This is a genomic window from Ruegeria sp. CDSA241, from assembly GCF_059611265.1.
The window spans coordinates 1-22457 of sequence record NZ_JBXWPF010000025.1; the positions used below are offsets into that span (position 1 = coordinate 1).

The 22457-nt window shown below is 58.3% G+C and carries 25 protein-coding genes; 5 read left to right on the forward strand and 20 right to left on the reverse strand.

The features are described from left to right. Positions 1-231: 231 nt before the first annotated feature. The 14 genes from AC2FJV_RS18485 to ruvC form a co-directional block, all read right to left on the reverse strand. On the reverse strand, positions 232-807 hold the full coding sequence (locus AC2FJV_RS18485; protein ID WP_271952269.1) for an MOSC domain-containing protein: 576 nt from the start codon (positions 805-807) through the stop codon (positions 232-234). 101 nt (positions 808-908) lie between these two features. Then, entirely contained in the window at positions 909-2825 is a 1917-nt protein-coding gene (gene ftsH / locus AC2FJV_RS18490) for an ATP-dependent zinc metalloprotease FtsH (RefSeq protein ID WP_142640196.1), read from the reverse strand. 76 nt (positions 2826-2901) lie between these two features. Further along, positions 2902-4155 carry a tRNA lysidine(34) synthetase TilS gene (gene tilS / locus AC2FJV_RS18495; protein WP_496694666.1) on the reverse strand — a complete coding sequence of 418 codons (1254 nt, stop codon included), beginning with the start codon at positions 4153-4155 and terminating at the stop codon, positions 2902-2904. Further along, positions 4152-4976 carry a tol-pal system protein YbgF gene (gene ybgF / locus AC2FJV_RS18500; RefSeq protein WP_496714296.1) on the reverse strand — a complete coding sequence of 275 codons (825 nt, stop codon included), beginning with the start codon at positions 4974-4976 and terminating at the stop codon, positions 4152-4154. Before ybgF ends, tilS begins: the two co-directional genes overlap by 4 nt. A 4-nt stretch (positions 4977-4980) precedes the next feature. Next, on the reverse strand, positions 4981-5490 hold the full coding sequence (pal, locus tag AC2FJV_RS18505; protein WP_281973807.1) for a peptidoglycan-associated lipoprotein Pal: 510 nt from the start codon (positions 5488-5490) through the stop codon (positions 4981-4983). Positions 5491-5578: 88 nt separating this feature from the next. Then, complete coding sequence (gene tolB / locus AC2FJV_RS18510; protein ID WP_496714298.1) at positions 5579-6898, reverse strand: Tol-Pal system beta propeller repeat protein TolB; 1320 nt, start codon at positions 6896-6898, stop codon at positions 5579-5581. After that, on the reverse strand, positions 6895-7998 hold the full coding sequence (gene tolA / locus AC2FJV_RS18515; RefSeq protein WP_496714300.1) for a cell envelope integrity protein TolA: 1104 nt from the start codon (positions 7996-7998) through the stop codon (positions 6895-6897). Before tolA ends, tolB begins: the two co-directional genes overlap by 4 nt. Positions 7999-8007: 9 nt before the next feature. After that, positions 8008-8484: a protein TolR gene (gene tolR / locus AC2FJV_RS18520; RefSeq protein WP_142640204.1), complete on the reverse strand. Its 477-nt coding sequence runs from the start codon at positions 8482-8484 to the stop codon at positions 8008-8010. A gap of 1 nt (position 8485) precedes the next feature. Then, a complete protein-coding gene (gene tolQ, locus AC2FJV_RS18525) occupies positions 8486-9181 on the reverse strand; it encodes a protein TolQ (protein WP_496714302.1) in 696 nt (231 codons plus the stop codon). Between the two features lie 105 nt (positions 9182-9286). Next, on the reverse strand, positions 9287-9670 hold the full coding sequence (ybgC, locus tag AC2FJV_RS18530) for a tol-pal system-associated acyl-CoA thioesterase (protein ID WP_142640183.1): 384 nt from the start codon (positions 9668-9670) through the stop codon (positions 9287-9289). Next, entirely contained in the window at positions 9667-10290 is a 624-nt protein-coding gene (locus AC2FJV_RS18535; RefSeq protein ID WP_142640181.1) for a hypothetical protein, read from the reverse strand. The genes ybgC and AC2FJV_RS18535 overlap by 4 nt, the downstream gene beginning before the upstream one ends. A gap of 61 nt (positions 10291-10351) precedes the next feature. Then, positions 10352-11371 carry a Holliday junction branch migration DNA helicase RuvB gene (gene ruvB / locus AC2FJV_RS18540; protein ID WP_142640179.1) on the reverse strand — a complete coding sequence of 340 codons (1020 nt, stop codon included), beginning with the start codon at positions 11369-11371 and terminating at the stop codon, positions 10352-10354. A gap of 4 nt (positions 11372-11375) precedes the next feature. After that, the gene (gene ruvA / locus AC2FJV_RS18545) at positions 11376-12053 is read right to left on the reverse strand and encodes a Holliday junction branch migration protein RuvA (RefSeq protein WP_496714303.1); all 678 of its coding nucleotides are present in this window, start codon (positions 12051-12053) and stop codon (positions 11376-11378) included. Next, positions 12050-12547, reverse strand: coding sequence for a crossover junction endodeoxyribonuclease RuvC (ruvC, locus tag AC2FJV_RS18550; RefSeq protein ID WP_142640175.1), 498 nt, complete (start codon positions 12545-12547; stop codon positions 12050-12052). The genes ruvA and ruvC overlap by 4 nt, the downstream gene beginning before the upstream one ends. Positions 12548-12880: 333 nt before the next feature. Here ruvC and AC2FJV_RS18555 point away from each other — a divergent pair, with 333 nt between their 5' ends. Then, the gene (locus tag AC2FJV_RS18555) at positions 12881-13093 is read left to right on the forward strand and encodes a DUF1127 domain-containing protein (protein ID WP_142640173.1); all 213 of its coding nucleotides are present in this window, start codon (positions 12881-12883) and stop codon (positions 13091-13093) included. Positions 13094-13195: 102 nt separating this feature from the next. On the opposite strand, the gene AC2FJV_RS18560 is transcribed toward AC2FJV_RS18555, so the two are convergent. The 4 genes from AC2FJV_RS18560 to AC2FJV_RS18575 all read right to left on the reverse strand — a co-directional run bounded on the left by AC2FJV_RS18560 (position 13196) and on the right by AC2FJV_RS18575 (position 18095). Further along, the gene (locus tag AC2FJV_RS18560) at positions 13196-13540 is read right to left on the reverse strand and encodes a hypothetical protein (protein WP_142640171.1); all 345 of its coding nucleotides are present in this window, start codon (positions 13538-13540) and stop codon (positions 13196-13198) included. A 107-nt stretch (positions 13541-13647) separates the two neighbouring features. Further along, a complete protein-coding gene (locus AC2FJV_RS18565) occupies positions 13648-14520 on the reverse strand; it encodes a 50S ribosomal protein L11 methyltransferase (protein ID WP_142640169.1) in 873 nt (290 codons plus the stop codon). Positions 14521-14586: 66 nt separating this feature from the next. Next, entirely contained in the window at positions 14587-15819 is a 1233-nt protein-coding gene (locus AC2FJV_RS18570; RefSeq protein ID WP_271952281.1) for an MFS transporter, read from the reverse strand. Positions 15820-15899: 80 nt separating this feature from the next. Beyond that, positions 15900-18095: a primosomal protein N' gene (locus AC2FJV_RS18575; protein ID WP_496694661.1), complete on the reverse strand. Its 2196-nt coding sequence runs from the start codon at positions 18093-18095 to the stop codon at positions 15900-15902. Positions 18096-18183: 88 nt separating this feature from the next. On the opposite strand from AC2FJV_RS18575, the gene fsa reads away from it, so the two are divergent. The 4 genes from fsa (at position 18184) to AC2FJV_RS18595 (ending at position 21422) form a co-directional block, all read left to right on the forward strand. Further along, complete coding sequence (gene fsa, locus AC2FJV_RS18580; RefSeq protein ID WP_142640163.1) at positions 18184-18837, forward strand: fructose-6-phosphate aldolase; 654 nt, start codon at positions 18184-18186, stop codon at positions 18835-18837. A 197-nt stretch (positions 18838-19034) separates the two neighbouring features. Continuing rightward, a complete protein-coding gene (locus tag AC2FJV_RS18585; protein ID WP_496714304.1) occupies positions 19035-19742 on the forward strand; it encodes a DUF484 family protein in 708 nt (235 codons plus the stop codon). Next, positions 19739-20659 (forward strand): tyrosine recombinase XerC, encoded by a 921-nt coding sequence (locus AC2FJV_RS18590; RefSeq protein ID WP_496694660.1) that lies wholly within the window; start codon positions 19739-19741, stop codon positions 20657-20659. Before AC2FJV_RS18585 ends, AC2FJV_RS18590 begins: the two co-directional genes overlap by 4 nt. Positions 20660-20726: 67 nt before the next feature. Continuing rightward, positions 20727-21422 (forward strand): CDP-alcohol phosphatidyltransferase family protein, encoded by a 696-nt coding sequence (locus tag AC2FJV_RS18595; protein WP_496694659.1) that lies wholly within the window; start codon positions 20727-20729, stop codon positions 21420-21422. Positions 21423-21424: 2 nt separating this feature from the next. On the opposite strand, the gene AC2FJV_RS18600 is transcribed toward AC2FJV_RS18595, so the two are convergent. Then, positions 21425-21892, reverse strand: coding sequence for a hypothetical protein (locus AC2FJV_RS18600; protein WP_496694658.1), 468 nt, complete (start codon positions 21890-21892; stop codon positions 21425-21427). A gap of 76 nt (positions 21893-21968) precedes the next feature. Then, entirely contained in the window at positions 21969-22424 is a 456-nt protein-coding gene (locus tag AC2FJV_RS18605; RefSeq protein ID WP_281973816.1) for a methylated-DNA--[protein]-cysteine S-methyltransferase, read from the reverse strand. Positions 22425-22457: the final 33 nt, after the last annotated feature.

Sequence of the window (22457 nt, forward strand, 5' to 3'; positions counted from 1 at the left end):
CCAATCTCCTGAATCGGCTTCTTCTTCGCCTCACGCGCAATTTCGATGTCAGATTTATAGCTCATTGGGTTTCGGTCCCTGATTGAATTCCGTGCAAACCCGACGCAGAACGCCGGCGCTGCTCACTCCATACCGTTGTGTACCAAATTGGTGGCTATGGATTCCGACATAATTGCGCCTTGAAACGTCGTAGCGTCACATCGGCACCTTCCGATCGGAAATTGCGGTCCCTTATGGTGTCCAGGCTCTCTGATCGGGGACAAACAGTGTAAGCTCATCGCCCAGGTTCAGCTCTCCGGGTCTTTCGACCCAAGCCGTGACCCCCCGCCGTCCCTGCGCTGCAGGCTTGAAGGCCGCACCATACCCGGGCAAGTCAGCCTCGATCTCGCGCCCCGGCAGGATACAGGGCCGGTTTTCCATGTCGATCGTCAGCGCCACGCCATTTTCCACCTGCAAACGAGACGAGGGCGGAATATGGGTGAAATCCGGAATGCCGCGCAAGACAATGCTGACCCCCAGATGGGACGGGTCCAGCTTACCCAAGCCCATTTCCTGCGCGATGGCATCAAGTTCTTCTGCGGACAGGATCGATAACTGCCGCACATTGCGAATTTCGGTGCCTACCGGGTACAGGTTTTTGACTCGCACGCAAGAGGTACGATTCACGCCTTCGTGACGCGCGCCTTGATCACCCGAGAAACCCAAATCCAGACTGTCCACGGCATTGGCCCGGAGAGTTTCACCTGCTGGTACGTGGCCCAACCAAACAACTTCTCCCGTGAATTCGGTTTCGCGCAATACCGGCATATTTATCCCTTTTTCAGAACTGACATCTGATGCGGAATAGAGGGCAAACCTTCGCGATTGAAAAGAAAAAAGACCCGGGACAGGCCCGGGTCTTTGAAAGTTTAAGCCGTTGGTTCCGGCTCCATCCCGCCATCGGGCGGAGTTTTCTTAACCTTGGTTTTCGGAATGGCTGTCACGCTGGGGGCGCTGCCCTCATCAGGTTTATCGCCCTCGTCATCGCTTTCGCTGGGCGGCTCGCCATTCATGACGCGTTTGATCTCGTCACCGGTCAGGGTTTCATATTCCAGCAGCCCTTGGGCCAGACGTTCCCATTGCTCGTTCTGTTCTGAAAGGATCTGATGCGCACGCTCATATCCTTGCTGGATCAGGCGCTTGACCTCTTCCTCGATCAGTTCCTTGGTATGGGCCGAGACCGAGAACCCGGCAGTGTTGCCTGAATAGCCATCATGCGCTTCGGCATAGTCGATATTGCCGACCTTGTCCGACATGCCCCAGCGCATCACCATCGCGCGCGACAGTTGGCTGGCCTGCATGATATCGCCCGCCGGACCGTTCGAGACATGGTCCTCGCCATATTTGATCACCTCAGCCGCCTTACCGGCCATGGTCATGGCCAGCTTTTGCTCACACTCATCGCGGTGATAGTTCAGGCGGTCCATTTCTGGCAGTGACACCACCATGCCCAGCGCACCACCACGCGGAATGATCGTTGCCTTATAGACCGGATCACACAACGGCAGCGTCATACCAACAACGGCATGCCCTGATTCGTGATAGGCAGTCTTTTCCTTCTGGTCCTGGGTCAGCACCATCGAGCGGCGCTCGGCACCCATCATCACCTTGTCCTTGGCATTCTCGAAATCTTCCATGGTAACAAAGCGGCGACCGACGCGGGCGGCCATCAGCGCGGCCTCATTCACGAGGTTGGCCAGATCAGCACCCGAGAAGCCCGGAGTCCCGCGCGCGATGATGCGCAGATCGACATCAGGTCCGAGGGGCGTCTTGCGTGCGTGAACGCCCAGGATCTTCTCGCGGCCTTTGATGTCGGGGTTGCCGACAGTCACGTTGCGGTCGAAACGGCCTGGACGCAGCAGCGCAGGGTCCAAAACGTCCTTACGGTTGGTGGCCGCCAGGATAATCACGCCCTCATTGGCCTCGAACCCGTCCATCTCGACGAGCAACTGGTTGAGCGTTTGTTCACGTTCGTCATTACCCCCGCCATAACCGGCACCACGATGGCGGCCAACGGCGTCAATCTCGTCAATAAAGACGATACAGGGAGCGTTTTTCTTGGCCTGTTCGAACATGTCGCGGACACGGGATGCACCGACACCGACGAACATCTCAACAAAGTCCGAACCCGAAATGGTGAAGAAGGGCACACCCGCCTCACCCGCAATGGCGCGGGCCAGCAGCGTTTTACCGGTCCCCGGAGGGCCCACCAACAAAGCGCCTTTTGGAATCTTGCCACCCAGACGACTGAATTTCTGCGGATTGCGCAGGAATTCTACGATCTCTTCCAGTTCTTCCTTGGCCTCGTCGATGCCAGCGACATCATCAAAAGTTACACGGCCATGCTTTTCGGTCAGCATCTTGGCTTTGGACTTGCCAAAGCCCATCGCGCCACCTTTGCCGCCACCCTGCATCCGGTTCATGAAGTAGACCCAGACACCGATCAGCAGCAGGAAAGGAAGAAGAGTGACCAGGAAAGACTGAATGCCCGATTGCTGTTGTTTCACAGCCTGAACCGGGATGCTTTCATCGATCAGCAGTTTGGTCACCTCGGCATCGCCGGGCTTGATCGTGACATAGCTTGCGCCGCTTTGCGTGGTATAGCGAATTTGCTCGCCATCCAATGTCACGTTTTTGACTTCGCCGCCTTCAACAGCGGTCACGAAATCAGAATAGGTTCTTTCATTGCTCTGAAGCGTTCCACCTGGTCCGCTGAACAGATTGAACAGTGCAAGGATCAGCAAAAACAGAACGACCCAAAAGGCGATGTTACGAGCGTTGCCCAAGAAAAATCTCCCAAAAGATTTCGGCAGATGGGGATCTGCCGGGTTGCTCTTTAAAATAGAGATGATTCAAGCAGGTTCAATGCGATAAAACCGAAGAGTGAAACTCGGGCTCTTCTGGCGTCAGTTCTGCAAGCCAACCATTTGAGAAACCCACCATAGGTGCAGATACCAAGACCTCTCCACTCCAGACGGACGGAGACGCCAGAAGCGCGGCGCGCGGTTTTCCAAGTGCACGCCAATCTGGCACGGCCTGCAAACCAGCCGCACCTAACGGGTGAACCTGCGCGTCGGGAATCGCCGGGCCAGACAGGATCCACCGTCCATCCCAAATCTGACCGGGTGCGCCGGTTTCGCTCTCAACGGCATTTAGCTCTCTGCAAATCCACATTTTATCGGCTTTTGGGATCAAGAGGCATCCACCTATCGTCGCCGCCTCACCCTGATCAATCGCGAGCAGCGCCCGGTCTGTTGCAGCCTGACGCGGTGGATATCCGCGGCCCGCAATCCAGCGGACACAACCTGTAAGAAGACGACGTCGAATTTCCGCAGGCAGAGTGGAAAATTGCGCGCGATCGACACAGATATCGCCGCCATCGACACTCAGGACCTGACGGGCGGAATCCTGCGTAATCTGCTCTAATGCTTCACGGGCTTGAGCAAGGTTTTCAGCAACGCGGGACAGAGAATGCGCCGAAATCCCAATTTCGGACAAGCCGGTCAACGCGTCGCGCGCCTTGATACGATCAAACCGCCGGTCGTGATTCGATGGATCCTCGATCCAATCTGCCCCAATCTTGGCAAGATAATCGCGCAGTTGTTGCCGGGTGATCCCCAACATCGGCCGCAGCAGCATGATCCCTTGATAGTTCCGCATTGCGGGCATGCCGGACAATCCCGTCACACCAGCAGCGCGCGCCAATCGCATCAGCATGGTTTCGGCTTGATCATCGGCGGTGTGTCCCAGGGCAATCGCGCCGATCTGCCTGTCACGCGCCCAGTCTGACAGCAACTGGTACCGGGCCTGCCGCGCCCTATCCTGCAGGTTACCTGTCTGGTCCCACCCCTGCCAGTGCAACGTCTCATGTGGAAGGCCCAGACCCTGGGCAAGCTGCGCCACCCAATCTGCCTCCGCCACCGCTTCGGGGCGCAGATTGTGGTTCACCGTGGCGACAAACAGCTCAACCTGTTCCTCTTGGGCGATGTGCTTCAACAAACTCAGCAAAGCAACTGAGTCACCGCCACCGGATACCGCAACGCCTAGACGGCGCGGAAGGTTTTCCGGCAATCGCGCGCGGAGTTCGGATTTCAGGAGTGTGCCTTGTGTGGTCAAGTACAACCCAGTGACGTCATTTCCTGCGTGGCACTGGAGACCAATACCGAGGCCGGGAACCGGACGCTAACCTCGCTCAGTGTGATACACGCCTGTTCGGTCTGTCCCAGACGGCCCAGCGCAGCACCCAGTTCGAACAAAGCCTCAGGCGCATAGGCGCCTTCGGAATCACCCGTGAAGCTGGCCAGAAAAGCCCTTGCAGCTTCGCGGGTGTCGCCAATGCCTTCCAACGCCTGCCCGCGCTTTAGGTGTGCTTCGGGCGCAAGCGGGCTTCCGGGATATGATGTATCGAATACTGCGAACTGATCCGCGGCGGCCTGGAAGTTTCCATCGGCCAGCGCCTGAGCAGCAGCATTGAAATCCGCTTGCTCGCCTACTGCCAACTCACCCAGGTCGGAATCGGTTGGCGCTGTCGGAGCAGCAGGGGCTGCGGATGTGATGTCCGTTTCTCCGCCCAGAGTTGTTGTATCACCGAGCGTACTCAGGTCGCCGCCTTCCAGTTCGACCAAGCGAAACTCAAGATCACCGATGCGGTTGGTGCCGTCGGTTACAATATTCTGTACACGCTGGTTCAACTGCTCGGTCTGGCGCGTCAGGCGCTGCAACTCGGCCTCTATGGCATCAACGCGTTCAAGTATCGAACTGCCGGACAGGTTCGGGGCCGGAGAGCCGGTTGTTGAAAACTCGCGCTTGAGCCGCTGAATTTCCACATGCAGCACCGTCAGTTCCTGCCGGATATCCGCCAAGGTTTGCTGATCCTGTGCTTGTGCCAAACCGGCGGTCGCCAAAACTGCGGCCAGAACCCATCCTGCTAGTTTCATCGGCTTATCCCAACGTTGATCCGGTCAGCACCGTCACTGCACGACGGTTTTTCGAATAGCAGTCCTCGGTGCTGCAAATCTCGATCGGACGCTCTTTGCCAAAGCTGACAGTTGTCAGCCGGTTGCCCGCTACTCCGCGGGAAATCAGGAACTCGCGGGCGGCATTTGCCCGGCGCGCACCCAGTGCGAGGTTATACTCACGCGTGCCCTGCTCATCCGCATGGCCTTCGATCGTTGCCACAAAGTCGGGGTTGGCCATCAGCCAGTCGGCCTGCCCCTGCAGCACTGACTGCGCCTGCGGAGTAAGCGTCGACTGATCGACCGAAAACAGAACCCGGTCACCAACAGTTTGCTGGAAATATGCAGGCGAGCGCGGATCACTTGGAGAGCCCGCGGCCAGCCCGCCGTTTGCGCCATTGCCAAAGCCGCCGCCCAGCGCAGACGGATCGTTATTGGTGCAGGCTGCCAACGCGCCAAACACACCTAGTGCTAGGATTTTGCCCAATACGTTCATCTCAGGTGCCTCGTTGTTTTTTCTCTTTATTGCCGTCTCTGTAGCACAGTGCAGGTTCCTTGTGAACTTTTCCTGCCAGCAGCCGTGATCAATTCTGCAGTGGGCCCCATGACGGATCGCTGCCCCCATCCGGGGTGCGGATCGGGCGCAGGTTGCGTCCCGAGATATCCACCGAATACAGCGTCGCCCGGCCACTTGCGCCCTGGGTTTCTCGGGTGAACATGATCACGCGACCATTAGGGGACCATGTCGGTCCTTCGTCCAGAAACGACGAGGTCAGCAAACGCTCTTCGCTGCCATCTGTTCGCATGACACCGATATGAAATCGGCCTTTGTTCTGCTTGGTAAACGCAACCAGATCGCCACGGGGGGACCAGACCGGCGTTCCATAACGGCCCTGACCAAAGCTGATCCGCGTCGCCTCACCCCCGTTTGCGGGCATGATGTAAAGCTGTGGCGTGCCCGAACGGTCGCTTTCAAACACGATCTGGGAACCGTCTGGCGAATAGCTGGGGGCGGTTTCGATCGCGGGCGTATTGGTCAGCCGCACGCTTTGCCCGGAAGCCAGATCCATTTTCCACAGGTCCGTATTGCCGCCCTGAATAAGTGAATAGACGATCGACCGTCCATCCGGCGAAAACCGGGGCGAAAAGCTCATCGTGCCGCCCTGGGTGTTCAACTCAGTCCGCCTGACCCGCTCGATATCCAGAACATAGATGCGCGGTTGACCGGATTCGTAACTGGTATAAAGCAGTTGATCACCGGCAGGTGAAAAGCGTGGTGCCAGAACAATGGCTGCACTGTCGGTCAGGTACTGCACATTCGCGCCGTCATAATCCATGATCGCCAGGCGCTTCAGGCGCTGATCCTTGGGACCACTTTCAGAGACAAAGGCAACACGACTATCGAAATAGGCGCCCTCGCCCGTTACACGGTTATAGACTTGATCCGCCACTTTATGGGCCATGCGCCGCCACCCTTCAGTCGTCCCGGCAAACTGCAGACCGTTGCCCAGCTCCTGCCCAGAAAACACATCCCAGACCCTGAACCGCACCGTCAGGCGATTGCCCGACACATTCACAGCACCTGTCACCAAAGCCTCGGCATTGATGGCTTTCCAATCCGCGAACCGAACGGGATCTTCAAAGCTGGCCACTTGGCTGATGAAAGCATCAGACAGAATTTCGCGGAACAGCCCTGTTCCGGTTAGATCGGCGGCCACAACCCGCGAGATATCCTGGGCATATTGCGCAGCTGCTGTGCTGTCCGGCACAAAATTCGGAACCGAAAAGGGCAAGGGTTCGATAATCCCCTGATCCAATTCCAAGCGAAGCGGTCCACTTTGGGCGTGAACAGGTGCCGACACCAGTGTCAGGCCAAGCAACAGGCTGGTCAGAAGTCTCATCATTTGATCCGCATCCTCTCGGGATTGAATGTAATCTCAATATCCTGCCAATGCTCGTATTTATCGGTTGGCAGGTCATAACCTTTGGCTCCACAGCGCAAGATGGCACGTCGAGCGGCCTCATAGGCTTGTCTGGCTGCGCCGTCAGAACCGCCTGAGCTGTCGATCATGCGCAAGCTGCCACCAACCACCTTGCCATCAGGGGTCAACGAAAATCCGACAACAACAACTGTCTGCAGAGCATCCGTGGACAAGGACCCAACGTTCCAGCATTGGGAAACAGCCAATCGCATCGCGTCCTTTTCGCCGCTGGTCAAGGGCGGACCAGAGGGTTCACTCCCTTGTCCCAACGCCTCGGCCAGCGCATCGTTGATGGCTGTTTCCGTCTGCGCGGGCTCTGTGGGTTCGGGCTCGGGCGTCTCCGCCACTTCGGGCTCGACCGGCGGTGTCGGGCGGTTGGGACGGGTCCGCGGGCGCGGCGATGTTCGGGGAGCGTTTTCCTTGGGCTCTTCCGCTTCGGTCACAATCTCGTCAGCCTTTTCCTCGGGGGCGGTCTGATCCTGCTGTTCCTGCTGGGTCTCGGCTCCCTCGTCCAAAGATACGGCCGGGGTTTCGATTTCATCAGGCGCGGCCTCGGGCGGAGGCGGCGCAACCGGCACCGGCGCAACATTCTCGGCCGGGCTGGGCTGTGCTTCTGGCCCAGAAGGCACCGTAACGTCGACGATCTCGGGGTCAGGCGTGTCCAACACCGGTGGCTGTTCAATCACCACCGGTTCTGGCGGCGGCTCAACCGGTTCAGGCTCAGGATCCGGGTCCGGGTCGGGTTCAGCAGGTTCCGCCTCTTGCAACGAAGGCTGCTCCTCCACTACCGGTTCCGGCGCTGGCTCCTCTTCTGTTGGGGCTTCGGGCGGCTGTAGCGCTGTTGGCGTTGGCACTTCGGGCGCATCCCGCTGAGCGGTCATTGCCGCAAATTGCTCAGCCGAAATGACCGACACGTCCTGCACGGCCATAGGCAACGGTTCGGACCGGAAGGTACCGCCAAAAAATGCCCAACAAATCAGACTGACATGGGCAATCGCCGAGATCTTGGTGCCGGTATCCACCGTGCGGCCTCACTCTCCACCGTCGTCCAGTGTCGGGCCGCCCGTATCGGTCACCAGCCCCACATTGGAGAACCCACCCGCATTAAGCGCGCCCATTACCTGCATCACCTGCGCATAAGGGATCGCACCATCCGCGCGCAAAAACACTCGGTCGCTACTGCGTTCTGCTGCGATGGCGCGTAGTTTGCCAATCAGCTCTTCGCGCAGAATATCCGTGGTTTGGATTTGCACCCTGCCATCCGCGGTCAGCGTGACGGTCAAAGGTTCCTCGTTATCGCCGGGCAGCGCACTGGCCGCCGTTTTGGGCAGATCAACAGGCACACCAACAGTCAGCAAGGGCGCGGCCACCATGAAAATGATCAGCAGCACCAGCATAACGTCCACAAAGGGTGTGACGTTGATCTCAGCCATCGGCTGCGCGCGACCGCGACGCCGACCCCGCCGGCGTCCATTCCCGCCCGAGGATTGCTGAACCGCAGCCCCCATCTCAGCTGTCCAGCTGGCGCGACAGAATGGTGGCGAACTCATCGGCAAAGGCTTCATAGCCTCCAACGATCCGATCACTATCTGCGCTGAGTTTGTTATAGAAAATCACCGCCGGAATCGCGGCCAACAGGCCCAGGCCGGTGGCCAGCAACGCCTCGGCAATACCGGGCGCGACAACAGCCAGGTTGGTGTTCTGCTGCTCGGCTATCTCGATGAACGCATTCATGATACCCCAGACCGTTCCGAACAGACCAATGAAGGGTGCAGTTGAGCCGACAGTGGCCAGAATGGGCAGGCCCTTTTGCAGCGCCTCGGCCTCTTTCGCGATGGCCACATCCATCGACCGATCAATGCGTGCGGTGGCACCAGATATCAGCCCGCCATCAGTGCGGTGCGAGCGGCGCCATTCGATCATGCCCGAGGCAAATATCTTCTCCGAACTGCCATCGGGTTGGGTACCGATCTGCTCGAACAGTTCATCCAAGGGGTTCCCGGACCAGAAAGCCTCATCAAAAACCTGAGCTTCACGCCTTGCAGCACGGTAATTGATCAGTTTCTGGATGATGATCCCCCAGGACCAGACTGATGCGCCAATCAGCATCAGCATTACCAGTTTAACGATAAAAGTCGCGCGGGCAAAAAGCCCCCACATGGAGAAATCGATCTCCTGCGCCAGCGCCAGCGTTTCAGCTTCCATGAACCTGCTCTTTGTTTTGCCTGACAGCCTTACGGCCTTGTTTTGTCAAACGCTAACGCAGATGGGGGCGAATTGCCAACAGAACCACCCGGGCCCTGCAAATTGTTACAACAATGCGCGAATCTCTGCCGGAAGGCGTACGGGCTTGCCCTGCGCATTCATACAGACGGCGGTAACGATGGCGCGAAAAATCTCCTCTTCGCCCCGTTTGACCACTTGCGCCATGATCAGACGGACACCGGACAGAGACTTGATTTCGGTCTCGATCTCCAGATCGTCGTCAAATTTGGCCGGGGCCAGGTATTCCGCCTCGATCCGGCGCACGACCCAAACGATACCTGCGTCACGCATGGCATTCTGGTCATTGCCCAGGCGCCGCACATAGTCCGACCGGGCGCGTTCGATGTATTTCAAATAGTTAGCGTGATAGACCACGCCGCCCATATCGGTGTCTTCGTAATAAACTTTAACGGAATAGACGTGCTTCATTGCGGTTGATCCAATCTGGCAAACAATCTCAGCGCATGAGAGGCATCCTGCGCCGCGCCCGGCAGGACAGGATCGTATGCCGCCCGGATCAACCCGGCAATGTCTGGTCGCAATATCGTCGCGTCACCCGCCACTGCCAAGGGCGACTGGTTGCGAAAAGCGGTATCGGACCAGAGCAGCACCGTTTGCACCACCTGGCTGAGCGCAAGCGTTTCAGCGGGGACTTGCGACAATTCATTGTCCATCCGCAAAAACACAAAGGCCGCACGAATGGCGCCGTCTTCTTCAAAACGGAATATCCGGTACTGGTTGGCATCGGCCGCGATCAACCGATCAACCAACGGCCCCAGATCAGGGACCAAACGGTCCAGATCGGGCACTTCTGTCAGTTCTTTCCAGTCGCGGAAGAAAAAGACCATGCAGTTGGCGCCAAGCTCGGGGTCGGTTTCTGCCATCTGATGCCCTGCCAGTGTTACCACTGCCTCGAACGCGCCTTTGACCGTGGCCAAACTTTCATCTTCGACCCCAAAGACGATCGGCACGATGGGGCGGCCCCAGCGCGCAAACAGGAACTCTCCGCTTTCGCGGGTGAACAGGGCTTGAATGTCGTCGGGTGTCACGCGCAATCCTCGGCAATCGGACAATGTTTGGCGAAACCCTTAAAAGCTCGCAGGCTCGGCTTCAACCAAACAGATCGTTTTGCCCCTTGGGTGCGGCCATGCCCAGATGCGTCCACGCCTTCTGCGCCAGCATCCGGCCACGCGGTGTGCGTTGGATCAGGCCTTGCTGCAAGAGGAAGGGTTCGATCACCTCCTCCAGCGAGTCCCGGCTTTCCGACAGAGCTGCCGACAAGGTTTCGATACCTACCGGCCCGCCCGCGTAATTCTCGGCGATCAGCTTCAGATACCGGCGGTCCGCGCCGTCCAGCCCCAGATGATCGACCCCCAGCCGCGTCAACGCCCCATCAGCCAAATCGCGGGTGATCCGTCCATCGCCTTCGACGATTGCGAAATCCACCACCCGCCGCAGCAGGCGCCCGGCGATCCGAGGCGTTCCGCGTGACCGGCGCGCGATCTCTCGGGCGCCGCTGTCATCAGCCGGTGCCCCAAGCTTGCGCGCGTTGCGGGTGACAATCTCGTGCAGTTCATCAACGGTATAGAACTGCAGACGTGTCGGGATGCCAAAGCGGTCGCGCAGCGGCGTGGTCAGCAGCCCCATCCGGGTGGTGGCCCCGACCAGAGTAAACGGCTGCAACTCGATCCTCACCGTGCGCGCGGCCGGGCCTTCACCAATCACCAGATCCAGCTCGAAATCCTCCATCGCCGGGTACAGGACCTCTTCGACCGCTGGATTCAATCGATGGATTTCGTCAATGAACAGCACATCGCGCGCTTCCAGATTGGTCAGGATCGCCGCCAGATCGCCCGCCTTTGCCAGAACCGGGCCAGATGTCATCCGAAAATTCACCCCCAACTCACGCGCGATGATCTGCGCCAGCGTGGTTTTGCCCAGACCCGGAGGGCCATGGAACAGCGTATGATCCATTGCCTCACCCCTTTGGCGAGCGGATTGGATAAAGATACGCAGATTGGCGCGCGCCTCGGCTTGACCGATGAATTCGTCCAGTCCCTGCGGGCGCAAGGCGCGGTCATTGTCTTCCGGCAACGGCTCGGGGCGCAGGGTGGGATCGGCATCTACCATTCAATCACCCTTTCGGAGCCAACAGTTTCAACGCAGCGCGGATCAGGTCCGCCTCACCCGCTTCGGGCAAGCTTGCCGCGGCTTCGGCCACGGCTGACGCGGCCTCGGACGGGCCATAGCCCAGATTGGAGAGTGCCGACAATGCCCCGGCAGATGCTGCTGCATTACCTGATGCGCTTATGGTGAGCCGCTTTGGTACAGGTGTCGGTTCAGTCAGTTCCACCACATCCAGCGCGGGGCCATCCAATGCCTCGGTCACCGTGCCGCCCATGGCCATAACGCCGGGTGCCTTGTCTTTGAGGTCCAGCACGATCCGCTGCGCGGTTTTTGGGCCCACGCCCTTGGCTGCCTTGACCGCCCCCCAATCGCCCAGAGCAATCGCCCTGCTGACACCATCGGGGCCCAAGGCGCTGAGGATTGCAAGCGAAACCTTGGCCCCGACCCCTTGCACCGAGCACAGCAGGCGATGCCATTCCTTCTCGACCAGCGAAAGGAACCCGTAAAGCTGCATCAAATCCTCGCGCACCACCATGTCGGTGTAGATCGAGATCGCCTCACCCACGCCCGGCAGCGCAGCCATCGTACGGTCCGAGCAATAGACCAGATAGCCGACCCCACGCACGTCGATCAGCACGTGATCCGCCGCGCGGTAATCCAACCGGCCTGTCAGCTTGCCAATCATGCCCGCACCTGTTTCATCCGCGACTGTGGCGTTGCCCCGTAAAAGGAATGACAGATCGCTATCGCCAGCGCATCCGCGGCATCCGCGCCCTTGGGCTGACAGCCCGGCAGTTGCAACTTGACCATATGAAGAACCTGTTCCTTTTCGGCATGGCCCACGCCCACAACCGTTTTCTTGACTCGATTGGGCGCATATTCTCCCACTGGCAATCCGGCCTGCGCCAGCGTCAACAACGCCACACCCCGCGCCTGACCCAGCTTAAGCGTACCGGCCCCGTCCTTGTTCACAAAGGTCTGTTCGATGGCGGCCTGATCGGGCTGATGCTCGGCAATCACTTCGACGATCTGATTGTGGAGCGATAACAACCGCTCTCCCAGATCATCCCCGTCCGATTTACATAACCCATTGGCAACATGACTGAGACGGCTGCCATGTGATTCGATGACGCCCCATCCCAGGGTCCGTAGCCCCGGATCAATGCCCAGAATTCGCATATATAGCCTCGGCCTGCTCGGGTTTGTGTGTTCTTTTTTACCGACTAGCACGAAACAAGAACATTTTCCAAGCGAATTGACTGATGGTCAGATTGCGACACGGTCGTCCTGTCTCCGACAGAATGGGCTGATTACGACCGGAAAAGGTCGGGTTTCGAGCAGTTTGATGAAGGCAAAATTGCCAATAAATTAAGGCGTTTCCATGTTTTTCGAGCATTGCAAAAAACGCATAGGACACATGCAATTTCTATGCTTGTGCAGTCAGAAAACCATCCCTAAATGCCCGTCAGATCGCAAGATCAGAGTTTAACACAAACCGGAAGGAAACAGGATATGGCTGCACTGGACACAACCCGCACCACCACTGGCTCATTTGGCCTCGTCGGCCGTATCGGCGCGACTTTCGCAATGGTCGTAAACGCCGTTGTCGAATGGAATGATGCCCGCGTTACACGCAACGCGCTGAGCGGTCTGTCGGACCGCGAGCTGGAAGATATCGGCCTGTGCCGTGGCGACATTGAAATCGTCGTTGAAGGCCGCCGTTAAGGCAAAGCAAACCTACCGTTGATTTTCCCCTTCTCCCTCGGGGCAAAGAAGAACGCCGCGTATCCCCGGATACGCGGCGTTTCTATTCAAAACGGAAGAAACTTAGCGGAGAACTTTGCTGAGTTGAGACGAGAGGGCCTGTGATACCGGGTCGATCTGCATGATCCATGCCCCCGCCTTCTCCACTTCGGTCCCTTGCGCAAGGCTATCGACACGATACTGGTAGGCCGACGACCCCAAGCTGGTCAGCAAAAGCGTTTTGAAGGCGAACAGCCCAGCCAAGCAGATCAGCAGAGCCTTTGCAGGCACCGCGGACTGAACCCGCTGTGGTTTCATAACAACCAGGCCATCTTTGCGCATAGTCGCACGATAACCACGGGTCATCTTCGAATGTTTCTTGTTCAGCCGATGAACGCGCTGATCAAATTCAATTTGTTTTCCAGTCATGGCAGCCTCCAAATCAACCGCCCCCCAATTCCACGTCATTGACGGTAAAAACAGATTGCGACAAAAAAGAGGCGAAACCCCACAAAACTCCTGCAAATGGCCCGATTTTAGCCCTGTTTGGTTAAGACTAGCGACGTCCATTCACCAATTTGGTCATTTCTAGAGGCATTGAAGCCATTTTGGAGATAAACGGAAACAACGTCCTCGGCTTGCTCGTTAAGGATTCCCGATAGAATCGCCTTACCCCCAACCCGCAGATTCGCTGAAATTTCGGGCGCCAGGGCCACCAATGGGCCCTTGAGGATGTTGGCGAATATCAGGTCATAGGGCGCAAGAGATTTCAGCTCCGGATGATCAAACCCCGCAGCCTCGACACATTGAACCTTCCCTGACATGCCGTTTGCCTTCAGGTTGGCTTCGGCGACGTCGACGGCGACCTCATCAATGTCGCTGGCGATAATGTCGCCATCCCAAACGCGGGCTGCAGCCATCGCAAGAACGGCGGTGCCGCAGCCGATATCTGCAACTTTTGTCGCGGTAAAACCCTGATCGAGCAGAAAATCCAGAGCCTTGAGACACCCAAGGGTGGTGCCGTGATGCCCGGTACCGAAAGCCATTGCAGCCTCAATCAACAAAGGGATACGGCCTTCGGGCAGCTTGTCGGCATCGTGACAGCCATAGACGAAAAAGCGGCCAGCCTCGACAGGCGCCAATTCACGGCGGACATGGGCGACCCAGTCGGTTTCGGGCAGTTCCGAGATTACAAAGGGTTTGGATCCGAACGCAGCCGCCAGAACCGCCAGTGCCGTTTCATCCGGCGCTTCGGTGAAGTAACCGCCAATCTCCCACAGGCCCGAACCATCTTCGACTTCGAATACGCCCACGCCCGTGGGTTCGGGATCAAGACGCTCCATGGCTTCGCCCAGACCATCGGCTGATTTTTTGCCGGTCAGGGTGGTAAGCGCGGTGAATGTGGGCATGGGAGCCTCCTGTGTCAGCTGACACAGCGCCTAGGGTGCGGGCCCGCGAAGGTCAAGCATTGGCAGCTATTCCGCCGGAGCGGGCGCGTATTTCGACAGTATCGTCTCATTCCCAAGCTCTGGGTGGCGCGGGATCAGCAGCGACAGCGATAACGAAATCAACGCCATCGCTGCAGCCACCGCAAAGACCGCTCCGGGCGAGTACACCCAGAGCAGGCCCAGAAGCGCTGGTAGGAATACCGCGGCGATATGGTTGATCGTAAAGGCAACCGCTGCGGTTGGCGCAATATCTGCCGGATCGGCAATTTTCTGGAAATAGGTTTTAAGCGCCAGAGCCAGCGCGAAAAGCACATGGTCAATCACATAGAGAGTAGCCGCCAGAACAACGCCCCAACCGAACCAATAAATGCCGCCATAGGCTGCAAATACAACTGCCAGGCCTGCATATTCGAAAATCAAAGTGCGACGTTCACCGAATACGGACACAGCTTTGCCTAGCATCGGCGCAACCGAAATGTTGATAACCAGGTTGATCAAGAAAAGACCGGTGAGTTCGTGGACCTCAAACCCGAATTTCTCGACCATCATGAAACCGGCGAAAACGACAAAGATCTGACGACGCGCGCCCGCCATGAACTGAAGCGCATAGTACAGCCAGTATCGGCGGCGCAGCACAATTTTTTTGGTTTGCGGAGTCGGCGCGTCGAACTGCGGATAGGCGACCAGACAGAACAACGCCAGCAAAGCCGTCAGCCCACCCGCAGCCATGAATACAGTGTTATAGGACAGATCGAACCGATCCCACGTCAGGACAATCAGCCCATAGATAACCAATGTCGAAGCTGATCCCATGGCGACCATCCAGCCCAGAAATTGCGGCGCTCGGTCCTTGGGCAACCATTGCAGCTGAAGGGATTGGTTCACGGTTTCATAATAGTGGAACCCGATCGAGCTCAGCAGTGTGACGAACAACAAGCCACCAAGGCTTGGGAACCACGCTGTCACCGCAGTCGCAACACCCAGCATGATCAGCGAGATCATCGCCAGCACCTGCTCCCGAACAAACAAGATCACGGCAATTACGCCTACAGCCAGAAAGCCTGGGATCTCGCGCACGGTATGCAGCAGGCCGATGTCGGCACCGTCGAAATTCGCCACTTCAATAACGAAATTATTCAACAACGCGCTCCATGCGTTGAAAGCAATGGGCATGGTCAGTGCCATCACGAATAAAAGCGTGATGGGACGGCGCCAGAACGGAAGGCTTTGCGCCTCGGAAAGTGGCATGGGTTTCAGCATGAGAGTCCCTCTACGCCCATTTTCAGGTTTTGGCGAGTGGGAAGAAGGGCACGCACATTGGCTCTGCATGAATGCAGAGGTCAGTAGAAATTTTGCGGGTCAATATCAACGGTCAGCCTGATGTCGCCCTTCAGCCGCAGCGGTGCTATCCAACGGGCGATGGCATCCTGAATTGGCGCTCCTTTGGGGGCTTTGACCAGCAGCCGCACCCTGTGTCGCCCGCGGATACGCGCAATGGGCGCAGGCGCTGGACCAAAGACCAGCGCACCGATCTGCCGCAACGGGGCGTCGTTGCGGGCCATGGCGTTGCCGATGTCAAAAACGGGACCGACCTCGGGGCCAGACAGAACGATACCGGCCATGCGTCCATAGGGGGGAACTCCGGCTGCCAACCGCCCGGCCGCTTCGGCTTTCCAGAACCCCTCTTCATCGCCCGACAGGATGGCGCGAATGACGGGATGTTCCGGCTGGAACGTCTGCAACAGCGCCTGTCCGGGCTTATCCGCCCGCCCAGCGCGGCCAGCCACCTGCCGCATCAGCTGGAATGTGCGTTCGGCGGCGCGCAGGTCCGCCCCATGCAGGCTGAGATCGGCGTCAATGACACCCACCAATGTCAGTTTCGGAAAATTGTGCCCCTTGGCCACCAGCTGCGTACCAATGACGATATCGGCGTCACCGGCAGCAATCTCTTCGATCTTTGCTTTCAATGCGCGCGCCGATCCGAACAGATCGGATGACAGCATGGCAATATTCGCCTCGGGAAATGTTGCCTCAGCCTCTTCAGCCAGCCGTTCGATCCCCGGCCCGACCGGGGCCAGCTTGCCCTCGACCTGACAGGAGGGGCAGACCTCGGGCATGGGTTTGGTCTCACCGCATTGATGGCACATCAGACGCTTGAGAAACCGGTGTTCAACCATGCGTGCATCGCAGTGATCACAGGCAATCTGCTCGCCACAAGCCCGGCACAGGGTGACCGGCGCATATCCCCGGCGGTTAATAAACAGAAGGGATTGTTCACCCCGCTCGATCCGCTGATGGACGGCCTGCCGCAGCGATGGAGAAATCCACGTCCCCGGCTGCATCTTCTCGGCCCGCATGTCGATGGGCTTCATCTCGGGCAACACCGCATCGCCAAAGCGCGAAGTCAAATCGAGCCGTTCATACTTGCCCGCCTCGGCATTGGCCCAGCTTTCCAGCGAGGGCGTCGCGCTGGCCAGAATCACCCGCGCGCCACAAATGGCCGAACGCAGAACAGCCATGTCGCGGGCGCTGTAGTGCACCCCGTCTTCCTGCTTGTAGGACGTGTCGTGTTCTTCATCGACCACCACAAGCCCCAGATTGCGGAACGGCAGAAACAAAGCGGATCGCGCGCCGACAACCAGTTGTGCGTCCCCCTGCCCGACCATGCGCCAGACCCGGCGGCGTTCGGTCATGGTCGCGCCCGAATGCCATTCGGCCGGGCGCGCGCCAAACCGTGCCTCGACCCGCGTCAGAAATTCCGCAGTCAGCGCAATTTCGGGCAACAGGACCAAGGCCTGCCGCCCCATGCGCAGGGTTTCGGCGACGGCTTCCAGATAGACCTCGGTCTTGCCGGAACCTGTTACGCCCTTCAAAAGCGTCGTGCCGTAATCACCCGTCCGCTGCCCGGTTTGAAGCCGCAAAACCGCCGCTGCCTGATCTTCGGTCAGGTCCTTGCCCGGCAAATCCGGATCAAGATGCGGATAGGGCAGATCGCGCGGGCTGTTCTCTTCGCGCACGGCACCCTGTTTCACCAGCCCCTTGACAACCGAGGACGTCACCCCCGCCTGTTCGGCCAGTTCCTTCAGCGTAAAGGCCAACCCGCCGTAGTCGCGCAGCACCTCCAACACACGGGTCCGCGCGTCGGTCACCCTGTCAGGGTCCCTGTCGCCAAGCCGATAGACCTTGCGCATCGAAGGCGGATCGCCCAATCCGGGCGCGCGCGTGGCCAATCGCAACATCGCAGGCATCGGAGTCAGCGTGTAATCGGCGACGCGCCCCAGAAACAGGCGCATCTCTTCGCGCATCGGCGCGACCTCCAGAACCCGGATCACCGAGCGGGCCTTGGCAAGGTCAAAGCCACCCTGCCCCGGCCCCCAGACCACGCCCAAGACCTTGCGCGGGCCCAGCGGCACCTCGACAAAAGCGCCCAGAAAGCACCCGCCCTCGGGCGCCTTATAGTCGAGCGTCCGGTCCAGCGGTTGGGCGGTCAGCACCGCCACAAGCTCACCTTGATCGAAAAACTCCTGAGTGCTCAATGCATATCCTTGGCAAGGGGTTCCAGCATGGGTCTCTTTGAGGTAAAGCCATCCGCGACCAAGGCCAACCCATCAAAGGACTGCCCGCATGAAATTCTTCGTAGACACAGCCGAGATCGACGCAATCGCCGAACTGAACGATCTGGGCATGGTGGACGGTGTGACCACCAACCCTTCGCTGATCCTGAAATCGGGCCGCGATATTCTGGAAGTGACCAAGGAAATCTGCGATCTGGTCGACGGACCGGTCTCGGCCGAGGTCGTGGCAACCGAAGCCGACGATATGATCGCCGAAGGTCGCAAGCTGGCCAAGATCGCCCCGAATATCGCTGTCAAAGTGCCGCTGACATGGGCGGGCCTGAAAACCTGCAAAACGCTTAGTGACGAAGGCCAGATGGTCAATGTGACCCTCTGTTTCTCGACCAATCAGGCGATTCTGGCCGCCAAAGCCGGCGCAACTTTCATCTCGCCCTTCATCGGGCGTCTGGATGACATCAACCTAGATGGCATGGACCTGATCGCTGATATCCGTCAGGTCTATGACAATTACGGATATGAGACCGAAATCCTCGCCGCCTCGATCCGCACCGTGAACCACGTGACCGACAGCGCCCGCATCGGTGCCGACGTGATCACCGCACCACCCGCCGTGATCAAAAAGCTGGCCGATCATCCGCTGACCGACAAAGGCCTTGAAACCTTCCTGTCCGATTGGGCCAAAACGGGTCAGAAAATCCTCTGATTCTGCGCGAACCCGCGCGGCGCCAGGGGCGCCGCGCTCGGCCCAGCTGCTTTGAATCTGATCTCGGATCAGATCTCTGCAGACCGGAGTTTTCCCGACCACATTCCCCGCGAAATTCAAATTGACGCTCATTTTTCCCGAGGCAGATCCGGCAAGCCGTGCTATAAGGCCGAAAAATAAAAAAGACCGGACAGGACATGAGCAGCAACACCATACTCAAGGACACCTTGCGCGAGGCGATTCTGGCCGAACCAGATGCCATTCTGGATGACAAGGACCTGATGCAGGCCCTCGTCACCGCAAATGAGCAGGCGCGTGGGAATAACGTCATCGACCTGCGCGGCATAGCCATGCAACGGCTCGAGGCCCGGCTGGACCGGCTGGAGGATACGCACCGCTCGGTCATTGCGGCAGCCTATGAAAATCTGGCAGGCACAAATCAGGTTCATCGGGCCATTCTTCGGCTACTTGAACCGGTCGGATTTGAGGAATTCCTGCAAATACTTGGTGCAGATGTGGCTGACATACTACGTGTCGAACGCATTACGCTGGTTCTTGAAACGACGGCAGTCCAGAAAGACCCGGCTATCTCAAGACAGGCTGGCGTGCTGGCCATCGTCGAACCCGGTTTCGTCGACAACTATCTGACCTTTGACCACAGCGGCCCAGCACGCGAGGTCGTCTTGCGTGAAATCATCCACCCCGCGCACAGGATATTCGGCAGTGATGCGGATCACCTGCGCTCCGAAGCTTGTCTGAGGCTGGATTTGGGCGAAGGCCGCCTGCCTGGCATGATCATCATGAGCGCAAAAGACCCCAGGCACTTTACGCCAAAGCTGGGCACGGATCTTCTGACTTTCTTTGCTGGTGTCTTCGAACGGTCGATGCGCCATTGGCTGTCGTGAGCCTTATTTCTCCGGCTTGTCGTGACGCACTGCAAAACTGGCTTGATGGCCTGGGGGCCTTGTCAGGCCGGTCCGAAAACACGCTGACCGCCTATCGGGGGGATGTGTCCGAATTTCTGTCCTTCATGACACTGCACCATAGCGAAAGTCAGGGGATGGCGGCGATTGCACGGATTACGATCTCGGACATGCGGGCATGGATGGCCGATCAGCGCGCATCCGGCGTTGGCTCGCGCTCGCTTGCGCGCAAACTCTCCGCCGTAAAAACCTTCTACCGTTGGCTTTCGGAGCGTGAAGGGTTTGAGCCGACCGCAGTTCTGTCGACCCGCGCCCCCAAATTTACCCAAAAACTCCCTCGACCCATGGCCGAGGATGCCGCACGTGCGATGATTGAAACGGTCGAGATGCAATCAGCCAGCGACTGGGTTTCTGCCCGCGACGTTGCGGTCGTTACTCTTTTATATGGCTGCGGCTTGCGTATTTCCGAGGCTCTCTCACTGACCGGAGCGGATACCCCTTTGCCCAACTCGCTGCGGATCACCGGCAAGGGCAACAAAGAAAGGATCGTTCCGGTCCTGCCAGTCGCGCAAACAGCTGTAGATCAATATGTAAAGCTGTGCCCCCACCCCCAATCCAGGGAGAAGGCACTGTTTCGCGGGGTTCGCGGAGGCCCCCTGAACCCCCGAGCCATTCAGGGGGTGGTGGCCAAAGCGCGCCAGCAGCTTGGGCTGCCTTCCACTGTAACACCCCATGCCATGCGCCACAGTTTCGCGACCCACCTGCTGTCTGCGGGCGGTGATCTACGCACAATTCAAGAATTGCTGGGCCACGCATCGTTGTCCACCACCCAGGCATATACTGCGGTCGACACGGCGCGCCTGATGGAAGTTTACAACCGCACCCACCCAAAAGCCTGAGCAAACGCTATCCATATTGACCGGGCTTTTGGTTTGCATCTGGCCCGTGCATCATTCAAGAGACACCATGACACACAGATTCAAAGCTCTTTCCGTACATCTATTCACCGCGACCGGCGCCGTATTTGCAATGCTCGCCATGCTGGCCGCCGTCGAAGAGAAATGGAGCCTGATGTATCTGTGGCTGGTCGTCTCGTTTATTGTGGACGGTATCGACGGCCCCTTGGCGCGGCACTATCACGTCAAAAAGAACGCCCCGGAATTTGACGGGGTGCTTCTGGATCTGATCATTGATTACCTGACCTATGTGTTCATCCCGGCCTTTGCCCTGTTCAAATCGGGCTTGATGGACGGCTGGACCGGCTGGTTCGCCATCATCGTCATCACCTTTGCCAGCGCCATGTATTTCGCCGACACGCGGATGAAAACGAAGGACAATTCCTTTTCCGGCTTTCCGGGCTGCTGGAACATGTTCGTCATTGTGATCTTCGCGCTCGAGCCCAGTTTCTGGGTTATCCTGCTGCTGGTGACGCTGCTTTCGCTGGCAATGTTCCTGCCATTGAAGTTCATCCACCCGGTGCGCACTGAACGTTGGCGCAATGTGTCATTGCCGATGGCATTTGCCTGGACCTTCTTCGCCGGATGGGCTGCCTGGGTCGATTTCCACCCCGAAAGCTGGGCCCATTGGGGTCTGGTGATCACCAGCTTGTATCTGGTGTTCGCAGGAATTGCCCAGCAGGTGATCCCGCCACGCAAAGCATAAGGTCACAGGACCTCCTGCACCTCGAACTCGGTTCCGTTATGGGCGAACACATCACCCTGTTGCAGGCCAGCCATCGCCAGGTAAATCGGGCTTTGGGTTGAGATGCCCATATAGGTTTTGCCGTCCACTTCGAACCGCGTGGTCGAGACGCAGACCACAAAGCGCCGGTTGTTGAACTTGACCACCGCACCCGGTTGCACCCTGTCGGTCAGATCAAAATCCGTATTCTCGATTACATCGATCTTGGCATGATGCGCATGCACCGGCGCATCGAAGGCTGCTGCCAGATCGGCATTCTCGCGCGAGGCTGCGATGTCATCCTTGTCATGCCCTTCCCGGTCATCAAGCTGCGAATCTTTCAGGAAAGCGTCGTAATGCGCCAGTGCGGTCGCAAGCTCTTGCTCCTCAAGCGACATAAGGCGGTCGATGATGGCCTTTTTACGAACTGCCAAGTCTGGTTGATCGGTCATACCATGCGATCCTTTGAAATCTCTATTTGAAACAAATTGGGCATCAACCAGCGGGATTGCAACAGAATTCCGCTTGCTAGATCAGCAGACCGGCGGCGCGTTCATGGCGCAACAGCGCGACTTTGGTTTCAATCCCGCCATCACCTGAAAACCCGCCCAGCCCGTTTGCGGCCAGCACCCGGTGGCAAGGGATAATCACCGGAATGGGATTGGCGCCACAGGCCTGCCCCACAGGTTGCGGGGGCTGACCGAGTTCCTTCGCGAGATCACCATAAGTTCTGGTTTCGCCCAGCGGAATGGCAAACATCAGGTCGCAAACCTGACGCAGGAATTCCGACCCCTCGATACGGTAAGGCAGATCGAACCTGTCCAAACGCCCCTGATCATAGGCGCGCAGCTGCGCGGCGGCCTCCTGCAACAGGGGCGTGACTTCGCCCTGATTGCCGCCATTCCAGATCAGACGCGTCACCGCGCCATCTGTTTCTTCAACACCCAAAGTCCCGAAACGGGTCTCAACCGCAATCATTCCCATGCGAACAGGCTGACAGAAACCGCGCGCATCACA

What these genes read in the sequence shown, in the direction of transcription:
- tolQ (WP_496714302.1), bottom strand. Translation starts at nt 9,181, where the DNA reads ATGGAAGCTGAAACGCTGGCGCTGGCGCAGGAGATCGATTTCTCCATG.
- AC2FJV_RS18565 (WP_142640169.1), bottom strand. Translation starts at nt 14,520, where the DNA reads ATGCCCACATTCACCGCGCTTACCACCCTGACCGGCAAAAAATCAGCC.
- AC2FJV_RS18555 (WP_142640173.1), top strand. Translation starts at nt 12,881, where the DNA reads ATGGCTGCACTGGACACAACCCGCACCACCACTGGCTCATTTGGCCTC.
- AC2FJV_RS18485 (WP_271952269.1), bottom strand. Translation starts at nt 807, where the DNA reads ATGCCGGTATTGCGCGAAACCGAATTCACGGGAGAAGTTGTTTGGTTG.
- AC2FJV_RS18605 (WP_281973816.1), bottom strand. Translation starts at nt 22,424, where the DNA reads ATGGGAATGATTGCGGTTGAGACCCGTTTCGGGACTTTGGGTGTTGAA.
- tolR (WP_142640204.1), bottom strand. Translation starts at nt 8,484, where the DNA reads ATGGGGGCTGCGGTTCAGCAATCCTCGGGCGGGAATGGACGCCGGCGG.
- pal (WP_281973807.1), bottom strand. Translation starts at nt 5,490, where the DNA reads ATGAACGTATTGGGCAAAATCCTAGCACTAGGTGTGTTTGGCGCGTTG.
- fsa (WP_142640163.1), top strand. Translation starts at nt 18,184, where the DNA reads ATGAAATTCTTCGTAGACACAGCCGAGATCGACGCAATCGCCGAACTG.
- ruvC (WP_142640175.1), bottom strand. Translation starts at nt 12,547, where the DNA reads ATGCGAATTCTGGGCATTGATCCGGGGCTACGGACCCTGGGATGGGGC.
- ruvB (WP_142640179.1), bottom strand. Translation starts at nt 11,371, where the DNA reads ATGGTAGATGCCGATCCCACCCTGCGCCCCGAGCCGTTGCCGGAAGAC.
- tolB (WP_496714298.1), bottom strand. Translation starts at nt 6,898, where the DNA reads ATGATGAGACTTCTGACCAGCCTGTTGCTTGGCCTGACACTGGTGTCG.
- AC2FJV_RS18600 (WP_496694658.1), bottom strand. Translation starts at nt 21,892, where the DNA reads ATGACCGATCAACCAGACTTGGCAGTTCGTAAAAAGGCCATCATCGAC.
- AC2FJV_RS18560 (WP_142640171.1), bottom strand. Translation starts at nt 13,540, where the DNA reads ATGACTGGAAAACAAATTGAATTTGATCAGCGCGTTCATCGGCTGAAC.
- AC2FJV_RS18570 (WP_271952281.1), bottom strand. Translation starts at nt 15,819, where the DNA reads ATGCTGAAACCCATGCCACTTTCCGAGGCGCAAAGCCTTCCGTTCTGG.
- AC2FJV_RS18585 (WP_496714304.1), top strand. Translation starts at nt 19,035, where the DNA reads ATGAGCAGCAACACCATACTCAAGGACACCTTGCGCGAGGCGATTCTG.
- AC2FJV_RS18595 (WP_496694659.1), top strand. Translation starts at nt 20,727, where the DNA reads ATGACACACAGATTCAAAGCTCTTTCCGTACATCTATTCACCGCGACC.
- ybgC (WP_142640183.1), bottom strand. Translation starts at nt 9,670, where the DNA reads ATGAAGCACGTCTATTCCGTTAAAGTTTATTACGAAGACACCGATATG.
- ruvA (WP_496714303.1), bottom strand. Translation starts at nt 12,053, where the DNA reads ATGATTGGCAAGCTGACAGGCCGGTTGGATTACCGCGCGGCGGATCAC.
- ybgF (WP_496714296.1), bottom strand. Translation starts at nt 4,976, where the DNA reads ATGAAACTAGCAGGATGGGTTCTGGCCGCAGTTTTGGCGACCGCCGGT.